This is a genomic window from Sinomonas susongensis (assembly GCF_005877005.1).
GTDB lineage: Bacteria > Actinomycetota > Actinomycetes > Actinomycetales > Micrococcaceae > Sinomonas > Sinomonas susongensis.
The window spans coordinates 1-22,128 of the sequence record NZ_SSNH01000001.1; the positions used below are offsets into that span (position 1 = coordinate 1).

The 22,128-nt window shown below is 68.7% G+C and carries 19 protein-coding genes and 1 pseudogene; 11 read left to right on the forward strand and 9 right to left on the reverse strand.

The annotated features are described in order from the left end of the window. The first annotated feature begins 309 nt into the window (after positions 1-309). The 3 genes and pseudogenes from E6A21_RS00010 to E6A21_RS00020 all read left to right on the forward strand — a co-directional run. Positions 310-1,170, forward strand: coding sequence for a TetR/AcrR family transcriptional regulator (locus tag E6A21_RS00010; RefSeq protein WP_138441990.1), 861 nt, complete (start codon positions 310-312; stop codon positions 1,168-1,170). A 17-nt stretch (positions 1,171-1,187) separates the two neighbouring features. Further along, positions 1,188-3,212, forward strand: coding sequence for a PTS mannitol transporter subunit IICBA (locus tag E6A21_RS00015; protein WP_138441992.1), 2,025 nt, complete (start codon positions 1,188-1,190; stop codon positions 3,210-3,212). After that, positions 3,209-4,387: pseudogene (locus E6A21_RS00020) on the forward strand (mannitol-1-phosphate 5-dehydrogenase); the annotation flags it as partial. The gene E6A21_RS00015 and the pseudogene E6A21_RS00020, both read left to right, overlap by 4 nt. Positions 4,388-4,773: 386 nt before the next feature. Here the strand turns inward: E6A21_RS00020 and E6A21_RS00025 are convergent. The 5 genes from E6A21_RS00025 to E6A21_RS00045 all read right to left on the reverse strand — a co-directional run bounded on the left by E6A21_RS00025 (position 4,774) and on the right by E6A21_RS00045 (position 10,619). Next, positions 4,774-6,486: a phospholipase C gene (locus E6A21_RS00025; protein WP_171041205.1), complete on the reverse strand. Its 1,713-nt coding sequence runs from the start codon at positions 6,484-6,486 to the stop codon at positions 4,774-4,776. Between the two features lie 99 nt (positions 6,487-6,585). Further along, on the reverse strand, positions 6,586-7,248 hold the full coding sequence (locus E6A21_RS00030) for a TetR/AcrR family transcriptional regulator (RefSeq protein WP_138441998.1): 663 nt from the start codon (positions 7,246-7,248) through the stop codon (positions 6,586-6,588). Between the two features lie 37 nt (positions 7,249-7,285). Continuing rightward, entirely contained in the window at positions 7,286-8,551 is a 1,266-nt protein-coding gene (paaK, locus tag E6A21_RS00035) for a phenylacetate--CoA ligase PaaK (RefSeq protein WP_171041233.1), read from the reverse strand. Between the two features lie 113 nt (positions 8,552-8,664). Continuing rightward, on the reverse strand, positions 8,665-9,123 hold the full coding sequence (locus E6A21_RS00040; RefSeq protein WP_138442002.1) for a hotdog fold thioesterase: 459 nt from the start codon (positions 9,121-9,123) through the stop codon (positions 8,665-8,667). A gap of 89 nt (positions 9,124-9,212) precedes the next feature. Beyond that, positions 9,213-10,619, reverse strand: coding sequence for an MFS transporter (locus tag E6A21_RS00045; protein ID WP_138442004.1), 1,407 nt, complete (start codon positions 10,617-10,619; stop codon positions 9,213-9,215). Between the two features lie 106 nt (positions 10,620-10,725). Here E6A21_RS00045 and E6A21_RS00050 point away from each other — a divergent pair, with 106 nt between their 5' ends. Next, positions 10,726-11,298, forward strand: a complete 573-nt coding sequence (locus E6A21_RS00050) for a TetR/AcrR family transcriptional regulator (protein ID WP_138442006.1) — start codon at positions 10,726-10,728, stop codon at positions 11,296-11,298. Between the two features lie 3 nt (positions 11,299-11,301). Here the strand turns inward: E6A21_RS00050 and E6A21_RS00055 are convergent, their stop codons facing one another. Next, a complete protein-coding gene (locus tag E6A21_RS00055) occupies positions 11,302-13,509 on the reverse strand; it encodes a S9 family peptidase (RefSeq protein WP_138442008.1) in 2,208 nt (735 codons plus the stop codon). 88 nt (positions 13,510-13,597) lie between these two features. Beyond that, positions 13,598-14,728, reverse strand: a complete 1,131-nt coding sequence (locus tag E6A21_RS00060; RefSeq protein ID WP_138442010.1) for an LCP family protein — start codon at positions 14,726-14,728, stop codon at positions 13,598-13,600. A gap of 91 nt (positions 14,729-14,819) precedes the next feature. On the opposite strand from E6A21_RS00060, the gene E6A21_RS00065 reads away from it, so the two are divergent. Genes E6A21_RS00065 through E6A21_RS00075 form a run of 3 tightly spaced genes read left to right on the forward strand, consistent with a single transcriptional unit; the run spans position 14,820 to position 17,900 of the window. Further along, complete coding sequence (locus E6A21_RS00065; protein WP_246036096.1) at positions 14,820-15,113, forward strand: PqqD family protein; 294 nt, start codon at positions 14,820-14,822, stop codon at positions 15,111-15,113. Then, positions 15,110-16,330 carry a hypothetical protein gene (locus tag E6A21_RS00070; RefSeq protein WP_138442012.1) on the forward strand — a complete coding sequence of 407 codons (1,221 nt, stop codon included), beginning with the start codon at positions 15,110-15,112 and terminating at the stop codon, positions 16,328-16,330. Before E6A21_RS00065 ends, E6A21_RS00070 begins: the two co-directional genes overlap by 4 nt. Before the next feature lie 25 nt (positions 16,331-16,355). Beyond that, entirely contained in the window at positions 16,356-17,900 is a 1,545-nt protein-coding gene (locus tag E6A21_RS00075; RefSeq protein ID WP_246036097.1) for a tyrosine-protein kinase domain-containing protein, read from the forward strand. Here E6A21_RS00075 and E6A21_RS00080 read toward each other — a convergent pair. Both E6A21_RS00080 and E6A21_RS00085 read right to left on the reverse strand, forming a co-directional pair. Continuing rightward, entirely contained in the window at positions 17,840-18,535 is a 696-nt protein-coding gene (locus tag E6A21_RS00080; RefSeq protein ID WP_138442013.1) for an arsenate reductase/protein-tyrosine-phosphatase family protein, read from the reverse strand. The genes E6A21_RS00075 and E6A21_RS00080 overlap by 61 nt on opposite strands. Before the next feature lie 4 nt (positions 18,536-18,539). Continuing rightward, positions 18,540-19,124: a S26 family signal peptidase gene (locus E6A21_RS00085; RefSeq protein ID WP_281281533.1), complete on the reverse strand. Its 585-nt coding sequence runs from the start codon at positions 19,122-19,124 to the stop codon at positions 18,540-18,542. 302 nt (positions 19,125-19,426) lie between these two features. Between E6A21_RS00085 and paaA the strand changes: the two genes are divergently transcribed. The 4 genes from paaA to paaD are packed head-to-tail and all read left to right on the forward strand — an operon-like array spanning position 19,427 to position 22,128. Further along, positions 19,427-20,422, forward strand: a complete 996-nt coding sequence (paaA, locus tag E6A21_RS00090; RefSeq protein ID WP_138442017.1) for a 1,2-phenylacetyl-CoA epoxidase subunit PaaA — start codon at positions 19,427-19,429, stop codon at positions 20,420-20,422. Further along, the gene (gene paaB, locus E6A21_RS00095) at positions 20,422-20,730 is read left to right on the forward strand and encodes a 1,2-phenylacetyl-CoA epoxidase subunit PaaB (protein WP_246036098.1); all 309 of its coding nucleotides are present in this window, start codon (positions 20,422-20,424) and stop codon (positions 20,728-20,730) included. Before paaA ends, paaB begins: the two co-directional genes overlap by 1 nt. Continuing rightward, a complete protein-coding gene (gene paaC / locus E6A21_RS00100; RefSeq protein ID WP_138442019.1) occupies positions 20,727-21,608 on the forward strand; it encodes a 1,2-phenylacetyl-CoA epoxidase subunit PaaC in 882 nt (293 codons plus the stop codon). The genes paaB and paaC overlap by 4 nt, the downstream gene beginning before the upstream one ends. 28 nt (positions 21,609-21,636) lie before the next feature. Continuing rightward, a complete protein-coding gene (gene paaD / locus E6A21_RS00105) occupies positions 21,637-22,128 on the forward strand; it encodes a 1,2-phenylacetyl-CoA epoxidase subunit PaaD (protein ID WP_246036099.1) in 492 nt (163 codons plus the stop codon).

The window sequence follows — 22,128 nt, forward strand, 5'->3', positions numbered from 1 at the left end:
GCTCCGCCTCGGCCTCGGCCGAGGCCCCCGGCACCGGACCCGCCGCGGGCTCCCGCACCGGGGCCGGCATCTGCAGCACCGGCCCCACCACACGCCCCGCCGTCACACCCACACCGTGAAACTGCTGGCTCATCGGGATCCTCTCGGTCCGGGCACAAGGGCCCTCGGCGGTTTAGCTCCGCGTTACGTTAGTCCCTATAGCGTTGCTATACAAACGGCTTTGGTGAGGCTCACCACAGGAGGGGCGGGTGTGACGCAGTTCACTATCGGCTCTTGTATAGCGTTGCTATATCGGTTACGCTAGCGGCCATGCGTGACAGGGAGGTGGGCGTCGCCGGCGACGCTCAGGAGGGGGAGCCGGCCAAGGCTTCGCCCCGTGAGCGGCTGATCGCGGCCGCCATGGAATTGCTTGCGGCTTCGGACGGCAAGCTTGTCTCCACCCGACAGATCACGGATCTCGCCGGGGTGACAGCGCCTACGCTGTACCACCACTTCGGCGACAAGGACGGGCTCATGGAAGCCGTCGTGGCCAGAGGCTTCGAGGAGTTCGTCCAGCGTGAGGGCAATATCGAGCGATCGGCGAGTCCGATCTTCGACGTGCAACGACTGTGGGACATCCACGTGCATTTCGGGCTGTCGCACACCGGGCTGTACACCCTCATGTTCGGCAATGCCGGCCCCGGCCGCCGCCCAGTCCTCGTCGAGGAGGCAGAGCACCTCCTCGAGGCGGAACTGGCGCGAGCGGCAGCCGCGGGCCAGCTCGCGGTTCCGCCGGCTCAAGCGGCGCGGGCAGTTCTGGCCGCCAACATCGGGGTCACCCTGATGCTCCTGGCGGACGAGCAAGACGAACCTCTCACGGGAGGCGATATCGCGAACCTGCCGCTCTCCGCGCAGACGCGTGACGCCGTCCTCCGCTCCGTCGTCTCGGACCCGTCGCTGGTTGACGATCCCGAGCGCGGAGCCATCGCTGGGGGCCAGCCGTCCTACGTGGCGGCCGCCATCGCCCTCAACGCGACGCTCGAGTCCTCGCACCCGGAACAGCTCTCCGGGACCGAGATGCGGCTCTTCCTCGAATGGCTCCATCGGCTCTCCAATGCACCGGAGAACGGGAGCGCGCGCAGGAACGGGCAACCCCCCACTACCCCCGGCGGCCCCCGGGCTGCCTCCTGAAACGAAAGCAGGGAACCATGTCGACCACCGCAGCCCCCTCGAGGGGCCACGCCGCGCGGGCCGGGGTGCAGAAATTCGGCACCTTCCTCTCCGGCATGATCATGCCGAACATCGGGGCCTTCATTGCCTGGGGCCTCATCACCGCCCTCTTCATCCAGACGGGCTGGCTCCCGGTTGACCGGCTCGGCGGCTTCGGCACGAATCCGGCCACGGGCCAGACCTGGACGGGTCTCGTTGGCCCGATGATCACCTACCTCCTCCCGCTGCTCATCGGCTACACGGGCGGAAAGATGGTCTACGACACGCGCGGAGGCGTCGTCGGGGCGATCGCCACGATGGGCGTTGTCGTCGGGACGAGCATCCCGATGTTCATCGGTGCCATGATCATGGGCCCCCTCGGGGGCTGGAGCATGAAGAAGATCGATTCGATCTGGGACGGGAAGATCCGCCCCGGCTTCGAGATGCTCGTCAACAACTTCTCGGCTGGCATCTGGGGCGCCGCCCTCGCGCTCTTCGGCTTCTTTGCCATCGACCCTGTCGTCACGACCTTCAGCGCGGCCGCCGGCACGGCGGTGCAGTTCATGGTCAGCAACGGGATCCTGCCACTCACCTCGATCTTCATCGAGCCGGCCAAGGTGCTCTTCCTCAACAATGCGGTCAACCACGGCATCCTCACGCCGCTCGGCATCCAGCAGTCCGCCGCCCAGGGCAAGTCGATCCTCTTCCTGCTCGAGGCGAACCCCGGCCCCGGCCTCGGCGTCCTGCTTGCGTACATGTTCTTCGGCAAGGGTGCGGCGAAGGCGTCCGCGCCGGGCGCCGCTCTCATCCAGTTCATCGGCGGCATCCACGAGATCTACTTCCCGTACATCCTCATGCGCCCGCTCCTGATCCTCGCCACGATCGGCGGCGGCATGACCGGCATCGCGACCCTCGCGCTCACGCACTCCGGCCTCGTCGCGCCGGCTGCCCCTGGCTCGATCATCGCGGTCCTCGCGCAGACGGCACGGGACAGCTACTTCGGCGTCATCCTCGCTGTGGTCCTCGCGTGTGCCGTCTCGTTCGCGATCGCGTCGATCATCCTGCGGGCCTCGAAGGACCGCGAGGAAGCCGGCGACCTTGCTGCGGCTACCGCGAGCATGGAGAGCATGAAGGGCCGCAAGTCCATGGCCTCGAGTGTCCTCGGCCGGAATGCTGCCGGTGCCGAGGGCGCTGGCGGGACCGCTACCCTCACCGATACCGAGATCAAGAACATCGTCTTCGCGTGCGACGCCGGAATGGGCTCGAGCGCGATGGGCGCCTCGGTGCTCCGCAACAAGATCCGGGCCGCTGGCCACAAGGACGTCACCGTCACGAACCAGTCGATCGCCAACCTCACCGATACCTATGACATGGTCGTCGTCCACCAGGACCTTGCCGTCCGTGCGCGGGAGAAGACGCCGAGCGCCGAGCTCGTGACGGTCGACAACTTCATGGGCAGCCCGAGGTACGACGAGATCGTCGCGCTGCTCGACGAGCAGTCCGCCGCGCCTGTTCCGTCCGACGGCGTTCCGTCCGACGGCGTGCCCGCCAAGTCCGAGCCCGCCTCCGAGGCGGCGGCCGACTCCAACGGCAAGCAGGTCCTGCGCCCTGAGTCCATCGTCCTCGCGGGAGCGAGCGTCGACATGGGCGGCGCGATCGAGGAGGCCGGCCGCCTGCTCAAGGCCGCGGGCGCTGTCGACGACGAGTACGTCGCCTCGATGCACGAGCGCGAACGCTCAGTCTCCACGTTCATGGGCAACGGTCTCGCGATTCCGCACGGCACGAACGAGGCCAAGGGCCACATCCGGTCCTCCGCCGTGACCTTCGTCCGCTATGACCAGCCGATCGACTGGCAGGGCAAGCCGGTGACGTTCGTCGTCGGCATCGCCGGGAAGGACAAGGAGCACCTCGGGATCCTCGCCAAGATCGCCAAGGTCTTCGGCGACCGCGAGCAGGTGGCCCGACTGGAGCAGGCGCAGAGCGTCGATGAGGTGCTGGACATCTTCGGAAAGGTGAATGCATGAGCTCCGAGCAGCCATCGGCCGCTCCTTCGGCAGTCCACTTCGGAGCCGGGAACATCGGCCGCGGGTTCGTCGGCCTCCTGCTCCACGAGGCAGGCTACGAGCTCGTGTTCGCGGACGTCGCCGCTCCACTCATCGATGCCCTCCGGGAGACGCCGTCGTACACGGTCCACGAGGTGGGAGAGGGCGGCCGGGACCACGTCGTGGACCGCTATGCGGCCGTCAACTCGGGCACGGACGAGGCCGAGCTCGTCGAGCGGATCGCGCGTGCGGACGTGGTGACGACGGCGGTGGGGCCGAACATCCTCAAGTTCGTGGCGCCCGCGATCGCGCGCGGAATCGCTGCGCGGCCCGCGGATGCCCCGAGGCTTGCGGTCATGGCCTGCGAGAACGCGATCAACGCGACCGACGTCCTGGAGTCCGAGGTCCGCGCTGCGGCCAAGACCGAAGGCCTCTCGGACGCCGACCTTGACGGCAGGGCCCTTTTCGCCAACACGGCCGTGGACCGGATCGTGCCGGCCCAGGCCCCCGGAGGCGGGCTCGACGTCAGGGTCGAGCCGTACTTCGAATGGGCCATCGAGCGCGGCCCGTTCGGCGGGGAGGCCCCGGAGATCCCGGGTGTGACGTGGGTGGATTCCCTCGGGCCGTACATCGAGCGCAAGCTCTTCACGGTCAACACGGGGCACGCCGCGGCAGCCTACTTCGGCCGGGCCGCAGGGAAGGAGAAGATCGCGGACGCGATCGCCGATCCTGCCATCCGGTCGAAGGTGGAGGCGGTGCTCGCCGAGACGAAGGCGCTCCTTGTCGCGAAGTACGGATTCGCTCCCGAGGAGCAGGAGGCGTACATCCGCAAGATCCTGGAGCGCTTCGCGAATGCCGAGCTCCCCGACACAGTGGACCGCGTCGGCCGGGCGCCGCTTCGCAAGCTGAGCCGTCATGAGCGCTTCGTGGGGCCGGCGGCGGAGCTTGCCGAGCGTGGGCTCCCGGCTGATGCCCTGCTCGAGGCCATGGGTGCCGCGCTCCGCTTCGACGCTGCGGACGACGACGAGGCCCAGCGCCTCCAAGCCGTCCTGACCGGAGAGGCGAGCGATGCGGAGGTCGCGGAAGAGCTCTCAGGGCTCGAACCGGGACACCCGCTGCACGACGCCGTCGTCCGTCTCGTAGCCGAAGCCCGGGCGGGGGGCCCCGCGCAATTGGTCCGGGGCGCTGGTCCGCGCCGCAGAGACAGCGAGAGGGCCGCCTCTCCCGGAATGCGGGGGGTGGCGGCCCTCTGTTCTGACGGTTCTCTTCACCCTGGCCAGTTCTCTTCAGACTGGCCTGTTCTCTTCACTGGGCCCCTGCCGGACTCCTCTTCGAGCCTGGCAGAGTAAAACCTGCATCGCGCCGTTGAGATGCAGGTCACGTCTGCGAGTGTAGGCAGGGGATCACACCGAAGCAAAGCCGAAACAAACCATCGATGCAGATTTGAAACATACGAGCCTGTGGCCGGGCCAAGCCTCGGCTGTGGGTCAAGAGGAAAGGCCCCCGTCGCGCTGGCGCGGCGGGGGCCTTTCGGGGTCGGTGGCTAGCTGCAGGAGCCGCCCTCACCGAGGTGCTGGCCCTTGTTGCCGGCACAATACGGGGCTTGGACAACCGTACCGTTCGCCGGGTTCAGGATGAGACCGTCCCGGCGCGGATGGCTGAAGTCGAACAGGTTGCCGAGCGAGCCCGCGAGCTGGTCGAAGGAGCCGTTGCCGATCCGGCCCAGGTTCCAGTTGTCCTCGATGAAGCTCAGGATCGAGGACTGCTGCGTGACCGTGTGGTCCACGAAGTTCCGCTTGGCGTACGGCGAGACGACGAGGAGCGGCTGGCGGGGACCCGGGCCGCAGCGGTCCTGGTAGCCATTGAGGATGGGCGTGCCGGCCGCAGCCGCATTGAGGCACCACGCGGCGTCGTTGGCCGGATCGTTGGACGCGTTGAGGACCTTCGTCGCGGAGTGGTCGTACCAGCCGTCGGAGTCGTCGTATGCGAGGACGATCGCGGTCGACTCCCAGTTCTTGGACTTCTGGATCGCGTTGATCTCGTTGACCACGAACTTCTGCTCGTCGATCGGATCGGAGTAGGACGCATGCCCGTCCTGGTACTCGGGCGCCTTGAGGAACGAGACGGCAGGCATGTTGTCCGAGTTCACGACCTTGTCGAAGGCCGTCATGTCGTACTGGTGGTTGGCCTGGCCGTTGTGCCCGATCTCGGCGTCACTGGCCGGGGGGAGGTGGTGCGGGTTGGCCGTCGAGGCGAAGTACTGGAACGGCTCGTGGTGAGGGCTGTAGTCCGTGGACGAGATGCCCGCGACATTCGTGTGCGACGCGGTGCACTGCGCGTAGCTCGTGCCGCTGATCGTCTTGCTGCCCTGAGGCGTGAAGCCGCCCTGGAACCAGCCCCACGAGACGCCCTGGGCGTTCAGCAGGTCGCCGACGTTCTTGCCCTGCATCGCGGCCAGGGCGTTGAGGGAGCCACTCTGGGGCGGATTGTGGCTGTTGTCCGAGCAGTCGTCGTAGGCGGGGTCCGGGTCGCCCGTGACCGTGCCGACACCCTGGGCGTTGGGCGACTTCACCGTGTAGGAATCCGGCGTCGACGTCTGCTGGCCCGTGAGCGCATTGATGCTCGTCACGCCGTGCGTCTGGCCGGACACGAGGTTGAGCGCACCCGGCGTCGACGGCCCGAACGTGTCGCTGTAGCTGTTGTCGCTCATCGCAAAGTGCTGGGCGTAGTTCCACATGCCGGTGACGGTGTTGCCGTCGTAGTAGTCCATCGTGAGGCCGGGCGCCTGATAGCGGGGCGCGCCGCACGTGTCCGTGCTCGTGTTCTGGACGAACTTGTCCATGAGGCCGCCGTCGTAGGCCTTCTGCTCCTGCGTGTACGCGTGACCCTGGTCGCAGGTCACGGCCTGGGAGGGTGTGAGGCGGGAGGGCTGCACCGAGTTGGGGTTGTTCGGCGCGAGGAGGCCCGCGTTCGCGAGGGTGTTGATGCCTTTCGGCGTGTTCGGCGCGGCCGTGAATGACGGGGCAGGAGCCCCGGACCCCTGGGTTGTCTCGCCGGGCGTATTGGCGGCGTTGGGGTAGGTCGCGAAGTAGTGGTCGAACGAGACGTTCTCGCCGAAGATCACGACGACGTGCTTGATGGGCGTCGAGGTGCTGGAGGCTTGGGCGGGCAGGGCAGCTGCAACGGCTCCGGCCGAGGCGATGGCGAGCCCGAATGCGCTCGTCGCGGCCGCGGCGCGAATGCTGAACTTTGGCATCAGGAGTGATCCTTCAGGTCGTTGGAGGGGCATTCGCCACTGACCTTAAACCTGTGAGGAGCCTGTGATGGCCGAGTTCCCAGTCAGTTCAACAAGAATTCACTGACTGTCCGAGGGCCGTGCCGCCGCCCTCAGCCCGTCGAACAGCACTGCGACGACGTCGTCTGCGAGCCTCTCCGGCGTGAGCGATCCGCCCGGCCGGTACCACTCGACGATGGAGTTGATGGTGCCGAAGAGGAGACGCGAGACCGTGCGCGGATCGACGTCGCTGCGGACGGTGCCTTCTTCGCGTGCCTCCTCGATGAGCTCGGCGACCTTCCGGTCGAAGCCGCGCCGCCGCTCGAGGGCGCGCCGCTCGGTCTCGGTGTTGCCCCGGAGGCGGAGCAGGAGTGTTACGAACGGCAGCCGCTCCGTGAGGACGCCGACGGTCGAGCGGACCACGAGCTCGAGCCGGTGCTCGGCGGTTCCCTCCTTGGTCTCGGGAGCCTCCCAGACCGACTCGAGGCCGCCGAGGGCCTGCTCGAGCGCGAGCGAGAGCAGGTCCTCCTTCGAGGGGACATGGTGGTAGATGGCCGACTTCGAAATGCCCAGGTTCTCGGCCAGGATTCCCATCGACGTCGCGTCGTAGCCATGCCGATTGAACACCTCGACGGCGACGTTCAGCACCGACTGCTGGTCATACCCGGGGCGGCCCCTGCGGCCGGACGGCGCGGGTCCAGGCTGCACGGGTCCCGTGGTGTCTGTTGCAGCGGCGGAAGGCATGGGTTCCAGTCTAGGCGGCGGGTCCGGGCAGAGCGGATCAGGCTCGGTTGCGGAGATCGTAGATGCGGCGCAGCTTGCCGTTCGAGCGCTCGAGCGATCCCGGCTCGACGACGTCGATCCTGCACGACGAGCCGATGTGGACCTTGATCTGCTGGCGGAGGGCCGCGGCGGCCGAGGTGCGCTGCTCCGGCGTCGTGCCCTCTCGGGGCTCGATCTTCACGGTGAGCTCGTCCATGCGGTGGGGCCGGGTGATCTCGAGCTGGAAGTGCGGGCTCAGCTCGGGGATCCGCAGCGCGATCTCCTCGATCTGGGACGGGAAGAGGTTGACGCCGCGGAGGATGATCATGTCATCGCTGCGGCCCGAGATCCGGCCCATCCGGCGATGGCCGGGGCGGGTAGTGCCCGCTTGGAGGGTCGTGAGGTCCTTGGTGCGGTAGCGGATGATCGGCAGGGCCTGCTTTGTGAGGGACGTGAAGACGAGCTCCCCCGTCTCGCCGTCGGCCATCGTCCTGGAGAGGTCGAACGGGTCCACGATCTCGGGGCGGAAGTGGTCCTCCCAGATGTGGCTTCCGTCCTGCGTCTCGACCGACTCGCCCGCGACGCCGGGCCCCATCACCTCGGACAGGCCATAGATGTCGCACGCCTTGATCCCGAACATCTCCTCGAGTTCGTGGCGCATCTCCTGCGTCCACGGTTCGGCCCCGAGCACCGCGAACTTGAGCGATGTCGCCCGCGGGTCGAGCCCCTTGTGGACCATCGCGTCACCGATGGTGAGGAGGTACGTCGGCGTGCAGAGGATCGCGTCGGGCGCGAAGTCGTTGATGAGCTGAATCTGCTTCTCGGTCTGGCCCCCGGACATCGGGATGACCGTTGCTCCGAGCTTCTCCGCGCCTCCATGCGCGCCGAGGCCTCCCGTGAAGAGGCCGTAGCCGTAGGCGTTGTGCACCTTCATTCCCGGGCGGACGCCGGACGCCCGAAGGCAGCGGGCCACGAGCGTGGCCCAGTTGTCGAGGTCCTGCTTCGTGTAGCCGACCACGGTGGGACGGCCCGTCGTGCCGGAACTCGCATGGATGCGGGCCACCTGGTCCATCGGGACGGCGAACATGCCGAACGGGTACTCCTGGCGGAGGTCTTCCTTCGTGGTGAAGGGGAACTTGGCGAGATCGGCGAGCTCCTTGAGGTCGCCCGGGTGCACTCCGGCCTCGTCGAACTTGCGCTTGTAGAGCGGGACTCGGCTGTACGCGTAGGCCAGGGTCTCCTGCAGCCGCGTGAGCTGGAGCGATTCGATCTGGTCCCGCGACATGGTCTCCTCGGCGTCGAGGATCGCGGGGCCGAACAGTGAGGACTGGGATGACGCGGGAGCGGCAGTCTGGGTCACGGTTTCTCTCTCCGTAGTGGCCAAGGGGTGGACGGGTGTCAGTGCTGGGGGATGGTGCGCGAGCGGCCGCGGAATTCGGCGATGAGGCGTCCGGAGCCGTCCGCGTCGGGTGACGCGAAGACCTGGACGTCGTAGAGCCCGCTGCGCCCGGCTTGGGCGCGGCGGGCCGCGACGGCTGTGATGCGCTCGCCGACGTGGGCGGGCGCAAGGAAGTTCACGTCGACGCCGGCCGCAACGGTGATCGTGCCGGCCTGGTCTTCGTCCGGGGTGTGGGGGTTGCACGCGAGGGCGAAGGCGGAGTCCGCGATGGCGAAGATCATCCCGCCGTGCGCAATGCCGAATCCGTTGAGCATTTCCCGCCGGAGGGTCGTCGCCACCGTCGCGCTGCCGTCGCCGAGGGCGAGGACCTCGAGGCCCATCCACTCGGTCGCGTAGTCGTCGGTGAGGATCGGGTGGGCCAGGGTTGCCGGCGTCTCGGCGGGAGCGGCGTCGCTCATGGGGGTACCTCGCAATTCTTTACCGAATGTTCATTAGGTAATCCCATGGGCGACGCCGTGTCAAGACACCCAAGGCAGGCGGCCCCTCCTCAGGCCTCCTGCCGCCGTCGCCTCGCCAGTCCCGCAACGGCGGCCAGTGCGAGGACGGAAAGGGTGGTCGCTGCCCAGAATCCGGCCCGGCCCCCGACCGTAAAGTCGCCCGGGGCCGCGAACGCCGCGAAGGTCGAGGCGACGATGGCCAGTCCGACGGCGCCTCCGAGCTGCTGCATCGTCTGGAAGAGCCCGGAAGCTGCGCCAGCGTGCTCTGGCTCGACATTGCGCAGCGCGAGCGTCGTGAGCGGCATGAACGTCATTCCGGCCGAGATGCCCGTGGCCACGAGCGCCCCGGCGACGAGGGCGAAGTTCGTGGTGGGGCTGAGCTGGGTGAGGGGCAGGAAGGCGACGACGCGCAGCGCGGCGCCGGCGATGACCAGCCGAACTGCCCCCACCCTCTCGACGAGTCGCGGGATGACCCGGGACATCGCGAAGATGCTCAGGGGCATCGGAAGGAAGGCGAGCCCGGTCACGAGGGGCGTGAAGTGCAGTTGGTCCTCGAGGTATTGGACCATGAGGAAGAACATCGCCAGCATGCCGCCGTAGGTCGCGGCCATCGCCGCGAGTGCTCCAACCCTGCTCGGGCTCCGCAGGAGCTGCGGCCTGAGCAGGGGGTGGGGAACGCGTCGCTCGGTGAAGGCCAGGAGGCCGATGAGCAGTGCGCCGACGGCGATTCCGCCGAGGGTGCGGGTGCCGAACCAGCCGTAGTCGGGTGCCTGGATCAGGGCCCACACGATGGCGACGGCGCCGCCCGTTGCGCTGACCGCCCCGACGATGTCGAAACGGCCGGGCGCGCGCGGGGTTTCGCCGACGAGTCGGGGCACGGCGATCAGCACAAGAAGGCCGATCGGCACGTTGATGAAGAGTGTCCACCGCCAATTGGCCGTGTCGGTCAGCACGCCCCCGAGGATGAGCCCCATGGCCCCGCCCATCGAGGCGATCGCCGAGAACAGGGCGAGGGCGCGATTGCGTGAGCCCTCATCGGGGGCGTTGGTCGTGATGAGGGCGAGCACGCTCGGGGCGGCGAAGGCTGCCCCGAGGCCCTGGAGGGCGCGTGCGACGACGAGGAGGGCGGGCGTTGTGGCCAGTCCGCCGAGGAGGGAGAAGAGCGTGAAGGCGGCCACGCCGATGAGGAACGTGCGGCGTCTGCCGACCACGTCCCCGATCCTCCCGCCAAGGAGCAGGAGGCCGCCGAATGCGACGGCGTAGCCGTTGAGGACCCAGCTGAGATCGGAGTGGGAGAAATGGAGATCGGTTGCGATGTGGGGGAGGGCCACGTTCACGACCGTGGCGTCGAGGACGAGCATGAGCTGGGCGAGCATGACGAGCCAGAGGCCGATGTTGCCGCCCCGGCGCTTCGGGGTGGCCGAGTTGGGGGTGCGTGTCGCGGTGATGAGTGGCATGAGGTGATGTCCTATTCGGCGTACACTAAATGGAGAGATGCTCCGATTAGAAATATACGGAGAGTGTCTCCGTTTTGCAACCGTCGGAAAGGGAGTAGTGGTTTCTGTGCGCGCTGACGCTCGCCGCAATCGGGATCGGATCGTCGAGGTCGCTCGTGGGCTCTTCCGGGCGAAGGGCTATGACGCCGTCTCGATGGACGAGGTCGCGAAGGCCGCGGAGGTCGGCACCGGAACCCTCTACCGGCATTTCCCCACGAAGGAGGAACTCTACGACGCGGTTCTCGAGGCCTGGGCCGACCGTGTGAACGGGGCCGTCGACCGAGCGCTCTCCCTCGACGCACCGGCCCGTGAGCGCCTCTTGGCGTGGTTGCGCGACTTTGCCGGGATGCTGACGGAGCACAAGGGCGCGGCGGCGCGGATCACAGCCGCGCTCGGAGACGCCAGCTCTCCGTTCGCCGCAAAGTGCCAGACATACCTCGGCGCCAATGAGCGCATCATCGAGGGCCTGGCCTCGGCTGTGCGCCCGGGGGTGGAGGCCATGCAGATCAGCCGGCTCGTTGGCGGAGCAGCGGCGGTGGCGGACAGCAGCGATCTTTCGCCCGACGCCCTCGCATCGATGCTCGAGATCGTGGCCGACGGGCTGCTCGTGCCTGAGGGCGCGAACCTCGCCGACCGGTAGGCGCTAGGCGGTCACCTCGCGGGCGCCGAGCCCGTCAGCGATGAACGCGTAGTCCCACGCCCGGTCCTTCCACTCCTCGTACCGGCCCGAGGCCCCGCCGTGCCCCGCGACCATCTCGGTCTTGAGCACGATCGGCTGCCCGCTCGTCGACGCCTCCCGCAGCGCCTGGACCCACTTGGCGGGCTCGACGTTCAGCACGCGGGTGTCGTTGAAGGAGGTCACTGCGGCGACTCGGGGATAGGCGGCGGGCCGCACGTTCTCGTAAGGCGTGTACGACCTCATGTACGCGTAGACCTCCGGATCCTCGATCGGGTTACCCCACTCCTCCCACTCGAGGGCCGAGAGCGGCAGCTCGGGGTCGAGGATCGTCGTGAGGGCGTCCACGAACGGAACCTCTGCGACCGCCACGGCGTATTTCTCGGGAGCGAGGTTGAGCACGGCCCCGATGAGGAGGCCGCCGGCCGAGCCCCCCATGCAGCCGATCCTCGCCGGGTCGGCCCAGCCCGAGGACACCACCCAGTCCGTCGCCGCGACGAAGTCGCTGAAGGTGTTCTTCTTGCGCAGCTTCTTGCCGTCCTCGTACCACCGGCGGCCGAGCTCCCCGCCGCCCCGGACGTGTGCGATCACGAACACGATGCCCCGGTCGAGCAGGCTCAGCCGTGCGATCCCGAAGGCGGGGTCCATGCTGACCTCGTAGGAGCCGTAGCCGTAGACCAGCGCGGGGTTCGTCCCGTCCGGGCGGACCGATGCGCGCCGAAGGACCGACAGCGGGACCTGGGTGCCGTCGTCGGCCGTGGCCCATGCACGTTCAGCGACGTAGTCGTTGGGGTCGTAGCCACCGAGCACGGGGGTTTCCTTGCGCAGGAGCAGCTCGCCGGTCGCAAGGACGTAGTCGTAGATCCGCGGCGGGGTGAAGAACGAGGTGTACCGGAGGCGAGCGACGGGAGAGCGGTAGTCCGAAGAGCCCGCCCCCGCCGTATAGAGTTCCTCGCCGAAGGCTGGCTCCGCGAACGACGGCGCGCGCCCGCCGTCCGCGGCCCCGTCGCCTCCGAAGGCAAAGCCCAGGACGTCTTCGAGCCTCGCGAAGCGGACCGTTTCTATCGTGTCGCGCCGCAGCGAGAGGATGAGATGGGTCGAGGTGACGTCCGCGCCTTCGATCTTCACGGCGTCGTCATGCTCGACGACCGTGCGCCACTCCTGCTCGGCCGGGGGCTTCGCGAACTCGGCCAGGGGCGCCATCGAGACCATGTTGTTGAACGCCCGGCCGGGCTCCCGCCCGTGCGCTCCACGCTGCGGGCCGCCGTTGTGAACGAGCAGGACGTGGGCCTCGCCGTCGTGCTCGAAGACCTCGGCGCTGTGCAGGATGCGCTCGCTGCGGGGAACGAGGACCATGAGCTGGGCCGCGGGTGCGGCGAGGTCGAGGCACCGCGTCTCGCTGTACTCGGAGTTGCCGATGCCCACGAGCAGCCAGCGGCGATCGGACGAGAGGTCGATCGATGTCCACTGGGCGACGTCGGCCTCCTCGTAGAGCACCTCGTCCTGGTCGACCGGCGTGCCGAGCGTATGGACACGGACCTGGAAGGGCCGCCACGACTCGTCGGCGACCATATAGAAGATCCGCCGCCCGTCAGGGGAGAACTCGAGCCCGTAGAAGACGCGCTCGATCACCTCAGGGAGGTGTTCTCCGGTGCGCAGGTCCTTGATCCGCAGAGTGAACGTCTCGTCGCCCGAGTTGTCCACCGCGTACGCATAGAGGTGGCCGTCCCGCGTGAGCGCAGCTCCGCCTAGCGCGAAGAACGGGTGTCCCGCGGCCTCGGCGTTGCCGTCGAGCAGCACCTGCTCGCCGTCGAGCGGGACACCGGGGACGACGGCGGGCGGCGTCCAGACATCGGGCTCCGCTCCTACCCGGCAGTAGACCGGGTACTGGCTGCCCTCGACCGTGCGGGCGTAGTACCACCACTCGTCCAGCCGGCTCGGCACAGAGAGGTCCGTCTCCTGGGTGCGGCGCTTGATCTCGTCGAAGATCGCGTCCCGAAGGGGGCCTTGATCCTCGGTGGCCCGCTGGGTATACGCGTTCTCGGCCTCGAGATGCGCGACGACGTCCGGGTTGTCCTTGTCCCGCAGCCACTCGTAGGGGTCGACGAACACGTCGCCGTGGCGCTCGCGGCGCGAAGGAACCTTCCGGGCGACGGGCGGGACATCAGCACTCATGTTCCCACCCTAGCTATTCGCGCCCACCACGGAGTACGGCCTCGCGCACCACTGGTTTTCGGGGCGGGACCACTGAGACGGGCGTCGCTCAGTTTCCGTTGGCGAGATTGTTCGCGGCAACGTACTGGGGAACCGTGCCCTGCGCCATCGCAGTGGCGAGACCCGTTGTCGCGGCTTGGTTCAGGAGCACGATCGACTGCCCGTCTGTCGACCAGCCAGTGCCGTTCGTCGGGAGTGTGAACGTCGTGATGTCCTTGGGCCGCACATTGACGAGTTCGACTCCCAGAGAGGCGACGGCGGAGGCGGTGAAGCCGGAATCCACGGTCAGATACGGCGAGAACCCGTTGACCGCATTCGCGAGGGTGATCGGGTTTGCGAGCGTCTGGGGCGTCGCGAGCTTCGACACGAGAGCCTTCATGAAGGCCTGCTGGTCACGCACGCGCTGGTAGTCCCCGTCCGCGAACGCGTAGCGCTCTCGGACGAATGCGAGCGCCTGTTCGCCGTTCATCGTCTGCGGCCCGGCATCGAAATGGATATCCGAGGTCTGGCTCGCCGTGAACGCCTTCGGGACGTTCACGGTGACCCCGCCGACGGCGTCGGTGAGGCCCTTGAACCCTTCGAAGTCCACGAAGACGACGTGGTCGAGGCGCTGTCCGAGGAGCGATTCGACCGTCTGCACCATGAGCGGCACCCCTCCGAACGCGAGCGCGGCGTTGATCTTCGCGGAACCGTGGTCCGGGATGGGGACCCACAGGTCGCGCATGATCGAGACGACGTAGACGTGCTGTCGATCGGCCGGGATGTGGACGAGCATCATGGTGTCCGAGCGCTGGTCCGAGGGCGTCCCGGACTCGGCGGCTGCGCCCGTCGCCCCGCGGCTGTCCGAGCCCACGAGCAGGATGTTCACCGCCGTCTTGCCGTCCGGCCCCGGACGGGGCTCGGCCGGACGCGACGACTCCTGCGGGAATGCATTCGGGATCTTCTTGGTGTTCCCGTCGAAGCTCTGGGAGAGGCTCCCGAGGTACACGATTGCCGCGACGGCCGCGAGCACGACGACGAGCAGCGCACCCAGCAGGACGAAGGTCGCGGTGCGCTTCTTCTTGCGTCGGGGCGTGTCTGCCGAGCGCCGCCTCGAGCGGGGTGCAGGAGCCGGAGTCCCCGCGCGGGAGGCGGAAGCGTCGGGCGCTTCGACGGCGGGCTCACTCTCGTCGGGGTTCACGGTGCCTCACTTCTCGGGCCGGGCGGCGGATACTATCAGTCTGCCCTGAGGGCTGGCTGGGAGCCGTTGGGCGGCTCTTGGGGAAGGGGGAATGATGCCGATCTGGCGCAGAAGCAGCTCGGTTGCCGAGGTCCTCGGCGAGGGAGGCGAGCGGGTTGCGCTGCTCAATCTGTGCGCGAACAGGCCCGTCGTCCTGAGGGGTCCGGCTGCGGTCATCTGGTCGCTCATCGACGGGGTCCGCAGCGAAGGGGACATGCTCGCCAAGTTGCGTGAGGACTATGGGACGGCCGCTCCGCCCGATCTCGAGGTGCAGCTCGCCACGTTCCTCCGCGAGCTCGCCGAGCAGGGACTCATCGGGGCGCTCGTCACGGAGCCGGCTCCGTGAGGCTGCGCATCCTCGGTGCGTCGGTCTCGGTCGTCTTCGAGGCGGGGCTCAACGCGGCCGAGCGGGCCGAGCTGCGGCAGGCGTGGTCTCGGTGCCTCGAGGGCGGCGAGGCGGAGGGGGAGGCGGCGCCGTCCGGTCACGTAGGAGTCTGCGAGGCCAGCCAGGCCCGGACCAATAGCATCCAGAGCAGTTCCCGTCCCTTCCGAGCTCGCATCCTGGCCGGTTCCGGCCCCGGTTACGTGCCGGTCTCGGGCGGATCGTTCCAGCACTTCTCAGCCGAACTCACGAGTGCCCTGACGTTGGCCGCCATCGAGCAGCGCGGCGGCGAACTGATCATGCTGCACGCGTCGGGGCTCGCGGATCCGGGAACAGGCCGAACGGCTGCGCTCGTCGGGCCTTCCGGCGTGGGCAAGACGACCGCGACGCGCGCCCTCGCCCGGAGGATGGGTTACGTGACCGACGAGACGGTCGGCGTCGAGCCCTCGGGCGCGGTCGTCCCGTACGCGAAGCCGCTCTCGGTCATCGTCGACAAGCCGCCTGCCCCGAAACGGCAGCTCGGCCCGGACGCGCTCGGCCTCCTCGTCACGCCCGCCCAGACGCGGCTCGGCGCCGTCGTTCTGCTCGAGCGCGCCCCCGCCCAGAGTTCACGGGCACCCGAGGTCCGCCCGCTCGACCATGCCGACGCCATCGTGGGGCTCGCGCCGCACACGTCCTCCCTCGCGATGCTGCCAGACCCGCTCCAGCGGATCTGCCGCATGCTCGATGCCTGCGGCGGGGCCGTCCGAGCGGTCTACAGCGAGGCCGATGACCTCGCGGGCCTCGTGCCCGGGCTCCTGTCCCGGCCCGCCGTCGACGGCGGGTGGGTGCCCGCCGTCGACCGTTCCGCCCGACTGCGCCAACCGGCTCATCTGCACAGGGCCGACGTCGACAGGGCTCGTCTGCACAGGGCTCATCTGCACAGGGCCGACGTCGTCGATGCCGTCGAGATCGCGACCCCGGGAAGCGGCAGGACCGAGCTCCTCGTCATGGTCGGGCAGCAGGTTCTGCGGCTCGGGGGCATCGCCCCGGCGATCTGGCGTGGCCTGCGCACGCCCACGGGGCTCGAAGGCCTGGTCGACCGGATTGCCCCCGAGGTCGGGCTCCCGCCGGACTACGAGGGAGCCCTCGAACGCGCGGTGGAGGAGCTCAGTGACTACGGGGTGCTCACACGGAGCTGAGATCGGCCGGGTTTAGATGAACCTTGTGCAGAATTCACTCCAAGGCGACAACCCTGCGGGCGGTCAGGGCATGAACCTCGCGGACTACCTCTCGGTGGCGCGCACGTACTGGTCCGGGATCCTGGTCTTCGTTGTCGTCGCCACGGCGGGGGCCTTCGGCTGGTATCACGTGCAGCCCCGTGTCTACGAGGCCCAGTCGAACGGAATGGTCGTCACAGGCGGCTCGGAGAACCTCAACCTCTCGCTCGCGGGGGACAACCTCTCGAAGTCCAAGGCGAAGGGCTACCGCTCGCTCGCCGACTCCCTCCTCGTGGCGGAGCGCGTCATCAAGACGCTCGGCATCAGCACGTCGCCGCAGGCGATCGCCGGCACCGTCAAGGTCGTCGTCCCGGTCGACTCCGCGGAGCTGCAGGTGACTGCGACGTCGTCGGACCCGGTCCAGGCGAAGGAAGTCGCCGATGCATGGGTCTCGGCGCTCGCGGCGCAGGTGTACGAGATCGAGAAGTCGATGTCGACCTCGGGGGCGGACCCGGCCACGAAGGTTGTTCCGCTCGCGAAGGCCGCTGTCCCGAGCGCGCCGATCTCGCCGAACCTTCGGCTCGCGCTCGGCGCCGGTGTCGCGGGCGGGCTTGTGCTCGGGCTCGCCTACGCGCTCGTGCGCAATCTGCTGGACCGGCGAATCAGGGCCGCCGCGGAGATCGAGCGGCGCTTCCACGTGCCGGTCGTGGGAACGCTGCCGCGGGACAAGCGCCTCGTCGGAGAGACCCGCATCCTCGACGTCCATGGCGCGGGCGCCGGGCACGCGATGGGCGAGGCGCTCCGGGAGCTGCGGACGAACCTGCACTTCATCGATGTCGACAGCCCCCCGCGCGTCCTCCTGGTGACGAGCTCGCTGCCATCCGAGGGCAAATCGACGGTCATCGGGAACCTCGCTGCAACCATTGCCGCGGCAGGTGAGGATGTCATCGTCGTGGACGCAGACCTGCGCCGGCCCACCGGGCACAAGGTCTTCGGGGTCGTGGGGGACGTCGGCATGACGGACGTCCTCACAGGCCGCGCGACGATCGAGGAGGTCCTGCAGGAGTGGGGCCCGATGCCGCACCTCAAGATCCTCGCGGCGGGCCGGATCCCGCCGAACCCGTCCGAGCTGCTGGGCTCCCGCGCGATGCAGCACCTCCTCGAGGAGCTCTCGCAGCGCGCCGTCGTCCTCATCGACACCCCGCCGCTGCTGCCGGTCACCGACGCCGCGGTCCTTTCCCGTGCGGCGGACGGAACGCTCGTCGTCGCCCGGGCGCGGAAGACGACGACGGACAGCCTCCAGCGCGCGCTCGGGAACCTGGCCCGCGTGCGGGGGCGGGTCCTCGGCGTCATCCTCAACTGCGTCGCGACGAAGGGGCCGGACACCTACAGCTACGGCTACTACGGGACGTACTCGAGCAGGCCCGAGCGCCGCAGGGGCTGGCTCGGGGCGAGCCATGGGAACAGGGGCACCGCCGGCGCGGACGACGCTCAGGGCTCGTCTGCGCCCGAACCCGTTCCGGCATTCAGGGGCAGGCGTTCGGCGAACTGACGCCGTTCCGCCTCTCTCAGCGAGGCGCGGCTCTCGCCCGAGGGGGCGCGGCGGCGCCGGCGGGGGAGAGCTGCGCGGATCAGCGCGCTGACGGGTGGGATGAGCTCCTCGGCCATGCGCTCGTAGGCAGAGGCGTCGAGCCCGAACGGATCGGCGACGTCATTGAGCGACGGGTCGTCGAGCCGTACTTGATGTCGCACCCTCTCGCCGTCGACGACGTACCGCCGCCACGCGTCCGCGACGGTCTCGCGGGTCGAGGGTCCGGGCAGGATCTCGACGATCCGTGCGAACTCGCGGAGGGTGAACGTGCGCTTGAGCACCGAGGGCGCGAGCGCGAGGACGGGGCCACGATGCTCCTCGGCGAGGATGAGCACGAGAGCCGCCTCTTCGAGATGCCGCTGCGTGAGCTGCCGAGCCTCGAAGGCCTCGAGGCTCGAGCCGAGTCGAGCCGCAAGCTCGGCCGACCTCGGATGGGCCGGCTGCCCTGCGAGTGCTCTGACGCCAGCGCTCGTCACGGCGAAAACCCCGGGAGCGGCCTCGTCCAGGCCGGACTGCAGCAGCCGCTCGGCCAGCGGGGACCGGCAGATGTTCCCCGTGCACACGGTGAGGATTCGGAAGGGGGATCCTTCGCTCATCGCCTCACGCTAGCATCCCCACCCGCCACAGTGGCCAGACCCTGAGCGCCACCCGCCCGACGACGGCGGAGGTCGGCGCCGTGCGCATGCAGGGGTCGGGTGGGGACTGGCCCCGGCAGGCCGCCGCCGAGTCCGCGGATGCGGAGCGATGGTCGCCGAGCAGCACGAGCTCACCCGACGGCACCGTGAACGCGCGGAAACAGCGGGCAGAGCGCGGTGTCGTCGAGCAGTCGAGCACCCGGGGCACGAACGGGAGGTTGAGCGTGACGTACGGCTCGTCGATCCCACGCCCGTCGCGTTCGAGGCGGCCGTCCGCATCGCAGCACGAGATGGTCTGGCCGCCCCGGGCCACGATCCGCTTGACGAGGTAGCTCCGGTTCGAAGGGCCGATGCCGGTGAGGTCGCCGAACGCGCGCACAAGAGCAGGAGCCCCGCCGGCGGGGCCGCTGCCTGCGCCGTCGTCTGCCTTCGATCCGTCGTCTGCCTTCGATCCGTCCCATCCCGCGGGCCGCGTCACGACGACGACGTCGCCCACCTGGGGGGGCGCGGCCGAGGAACGTGGACAGGCGGTCGGCGAGGAACCAGTCACCGCCGTGGGGGCCGCCGTGAAGAGTCGGTTCCATGGAGGCGGAGGGCACCCGGTACAGCTTCACGAGGAACGCCTGAACGAGCGAGACCACGAGGACGGCGATGAGGGCATGGGCCGCGAAGCGCAGCCAAGCGGGCACCTCCTTGCGCTGTTGGCGGGGGGTCATGCGGCGAACGTAGCAGTGGAGGTGGACACGGAGGGCGCTTCTGCTGCCCTCTGCGTAGGCTCCACGGACGGCTTGACGCCCATTGCCCTGTCCACATATTCTGAACGAACGGTCGGTAATTATTTGAGGAGGAGCTATGGCAGCTGCGCCCCTGCAGCCCGTGGCCGCCGAAGCATCCGAAGAGGATCGCGCAGGCCAGGCAGCATTTGACCGCATCATCGCCGACGACTCACGCATCGAGCCCACGGACTGGATGCCGGAGGCGTACCGCAAGACACTCACGCGCCAGATCTCCCAGCACGCGCACTCCGAGATCATCGGCATGCAGCCGGAGGCCAACTGGATCACGCGCGCCCCGAGCCTCAAGCGCAAGTCGATCCTGATGGCGAAGGTGCAGGACGAGGCCGGCCATGGCCTCTACCTCTACTCCGCAGCTGAGACGCTCGGCACCCCACGCGACGTCCTGAACCAGCAGCTGCTGGACGGCAAGGCCAAATACTCGTCGATCTTCAACTATCCGGCGCGCAGCTGGGCGGATATGGGAGCGATCGGCTGGCTCGTCGACGGCGCAGCGATTGCGAACCAGGTCCCGCTGTGCCGGGCAAGCTACGGCCCCTACGGACGCGCGATGGTGCGGATCTGCAAGGAGGAGTCGTTCCACCAGCGGCAGGGCTTCGAGATCCTGCTCGAGCTGTCCCACGGCACCCCCGAGCAGAAGAAGATGGCGCAGGACGCCGTCAACCGCTTCTACGCACCTGCCCTCATGATGTTCGGGCCGCCCGACGACGACTCGCCCAACTCGAAGCAGTCCATGGCCTGGAATATCAAGCGGTTCTCGAACGACGAGCTGCGCCAGCGCTTCGTCGGCATGATCGCCGAGCAGGTCAAGGTCCTCGGCCTCACCCTCCCCGACCCGGAGCTCCGCTTCGACGAGGAGACGGGCAAGTGGATCCATATGGAGCTCGACTGGCAGGAATTCAAGGACGTCATCGCGGGCCGCGGCCCGTGCAACGCCCAGCGCCTTGAGCGCCGCCGGGAGGCGCACGCCAACGGCGCCTGGGTGCGCGAGGCCGCCCGTGCCTACGCGCAGAAGGCAGGGCAGCGGAAGATGCAGAAGGCAGGTGCAGCCTGATGAGCAATCAGCCGATGGGCAATCAGACCAACATCTGGCCCCTCTGGGAGGTCTTCGTGCGCTCGAGCCGCGGCCTCTCGCACGTCCACGCCGGCTCGCTGCACGCACCCGACGCCGAGATGGCGCTGCGCAACGCCCGGGACCTGTACACGCGTCGCAACGAGGGAGTCTCGATCTGGGTGGTCCCCTCCGAGGCGATCACGGCATCGGACCCGGACGCGAAGGGCTCGTTCTTCGAATCCCCGCAGGGCAAGGACTACCGCCATGCGACGTACTACACCAAGAGCGAGGGCGTGAAGCACCTGTGAACGCCGCTCCTACACCCTCCCACCCCGCCCGAACCGACCATTCCCTCGACAGCTTCGGCGACGCCGCGGCGTCGGCGACCCGGGTAACCCCGGGCAACGCCCTGCGCCCGGAGGACATCGCGATCCAGACCGAGCGCCCGAGCGACGACGTCGCCCAGTACGCGCTGCGCCTCGGCGACGATTCCCTTGTCCTCGCCCAGCGGCTGGGCGAGTGGATCTCGCGCGGTCCGGAGATCGAGGAGGACATCGCACTCGGCAACATCGCCCTCGACCTCCTCGGCCACGCCCGCTCGTTCCTCACCTATGCGGGCCACGCCTGGGGCAAGTCCGAGGACGACCTCGCCTACTGGCGGGACGAGGAAGAGTTCCGCTCCGCGTGGATCTTCGAGCAGCCCAACGGCGACTTCGGCGTGACGATCGCGCGGCAGCTCGTCGTCGCCGTCTACCAGTGCCTCCTCTACGCACGGCTCGTCGGGTCGGCGGACAGCACGATCGCGGCCATCTCGGCGAAGGCGCTCAAGGAAGTCGACTACCACCGCGACCACGCAATCCAGTGGACGCTCCGCCTCGGCGACGGCACCGATGAATCGCACCGCCGCATGCAGGCGGCACTCGAGCTCATGTGGCCCTACGTCGACGAGCTGTTCGACGACGACGAGCTCGTCGAGCGCGTCGGCGAAGCCGGGGTCCGTCCGTCGACGCTCCGCGCCGAGTTCGACGCCGAGATTGCAGCCGTCCTCGACGAGGCCACACTGACCCTGCCCGCCGTCCCGCGCGCCCGCGGCGGCGGACGCCGCGGCGAGCACACCGAGCACCTCGGCTACCTGCTCGCCGAGATGCAGGTGCTCGCCCGCAAGCATCCCGGCGCGACCTGGTAGAAACGCGAGCTGACAGAAGGAGCTGCCGGTGATCACGACCGACGACGACGTCGTCGCCCTCGCGGCGACCGTGAACGACCCTGAGATCCCAGTCCTCAGCATCCGGGACCTGGGGATCCTTCGCGACGGGCACCTCGAGGACGACGGCGCGGTGCGGCTCACCATCACCCCGACCTACTCGGGCTGCCCCGCCATGGACGCGATCCGCGACGACCTCGAGCGCGTCTTCCACGAAGCGGGGCACGAGCGGGTCCAGGTGGACCTCGTCCTCTCCCCGGCCTGGACCACGGACTGGATGACGGAGGAGGGCAAGGCCAAGCTCGAGGAGTACGGCATCGCCCCGCCCACCGGCGGCTCCAGCCTCCACGCCGGACCGGTACGCCTCGGCCTTGCGGTCAAATGCCCCCGCTGCCACTCGCTCAACACACGCGAGCTCTCCCGCTTCGGCTCGACGTCCTGCAAGGCGCTCTACGTCTGCCAGGACTGCCGTGAACCCTTCGACTACTTCAAGGTGCTGTAG

Bases quoted from the DNA above. Each gene is read 5' to 3' on its own strand.
- E6A21_RS00010 (WP_138441990.1), top strand. From the start codon at position 310: ATGCGTGACAGGGAGGTGGGCGTCGCCGGCGACGCTCAGGAGGGGGAG.
- E6A21_RS00015 (WP_138441992.1), top strand. From the start codon at position 1,188: ATGTCGACCACCGCAGCCCCCTCGAGGGGCCACGCCGCGCGGGCCGGG.
- E6A21_RS00025 (WP_171041205.1), bottom strand. From the start codon at position 6,486: ATGCCAAAGTTCAGCATTCGCGCCGCGGCCGCGACGAGCGCATTCGGG.
- E6A21_RS00030 (WP_138441998.1), bottom strand. From the start codon at position 7,248: ATGCCTTCCGCCGCTGCAACAGACACCACGGGACCCGTGCAGCCTGGA.
- paaK (WP_171041233.1), bottom strand. From the start codon at position 8,551: ATGTCGCGGGACCAGATCGAATCGCTCCAGCTCACGCGGCTGCAGGAG.
- E6A21_RS00040 (WP_138442002.1), bottom strand. From the start codon at position 9,123: ATGAGCGACGCCGCTCCCGCCGAGACGCCGGCAACCCTGGCCCACCCG.
- E6A21_RS00045 (WP_138442004.1), bottom strand. From the start codon at position 10,619: ATGCCACTCATCACCGCGACACGCACCCCCAACTCGGCCACCCCGAAG.
- E6A21_RS00055 (WP_138442008.1), bottom strand. From the start codon at position 13,509: ATGAGTGCTGATGTCCCGCCCGTCGCCCGGAAGGTTCCTTCGCGCCGC.
- E6A21_RS00065 (WP_246036096.1), top strand. From the start codon at position 14,820: ATGATGCCGATCTGGCGCAGAAGCAGCTCGGTTGCCGAGGTCCTCGGC.
- E6A21_RS00080 (WP_138442013.1), bottom strand. From the start codon at position 18,535: ATGAGCGAAGGATCCCCCTTCCGAATCCTCACCGTGTGCACGGGGAAC.
- paaA (WP_138442017.1), top strand. From the start codon at position 19,427: ATGGCAGCTGCGCCCCTGCAGCCCGTGGCCGCCGAAGCATCCGAAGAG.
- paaB (WP_246036098.1), top strand. From the start codon at position 20,422: ATGAGCAATCAGCCGATGGGCAATCAGACCAACATCTGGCCCCTCTGG.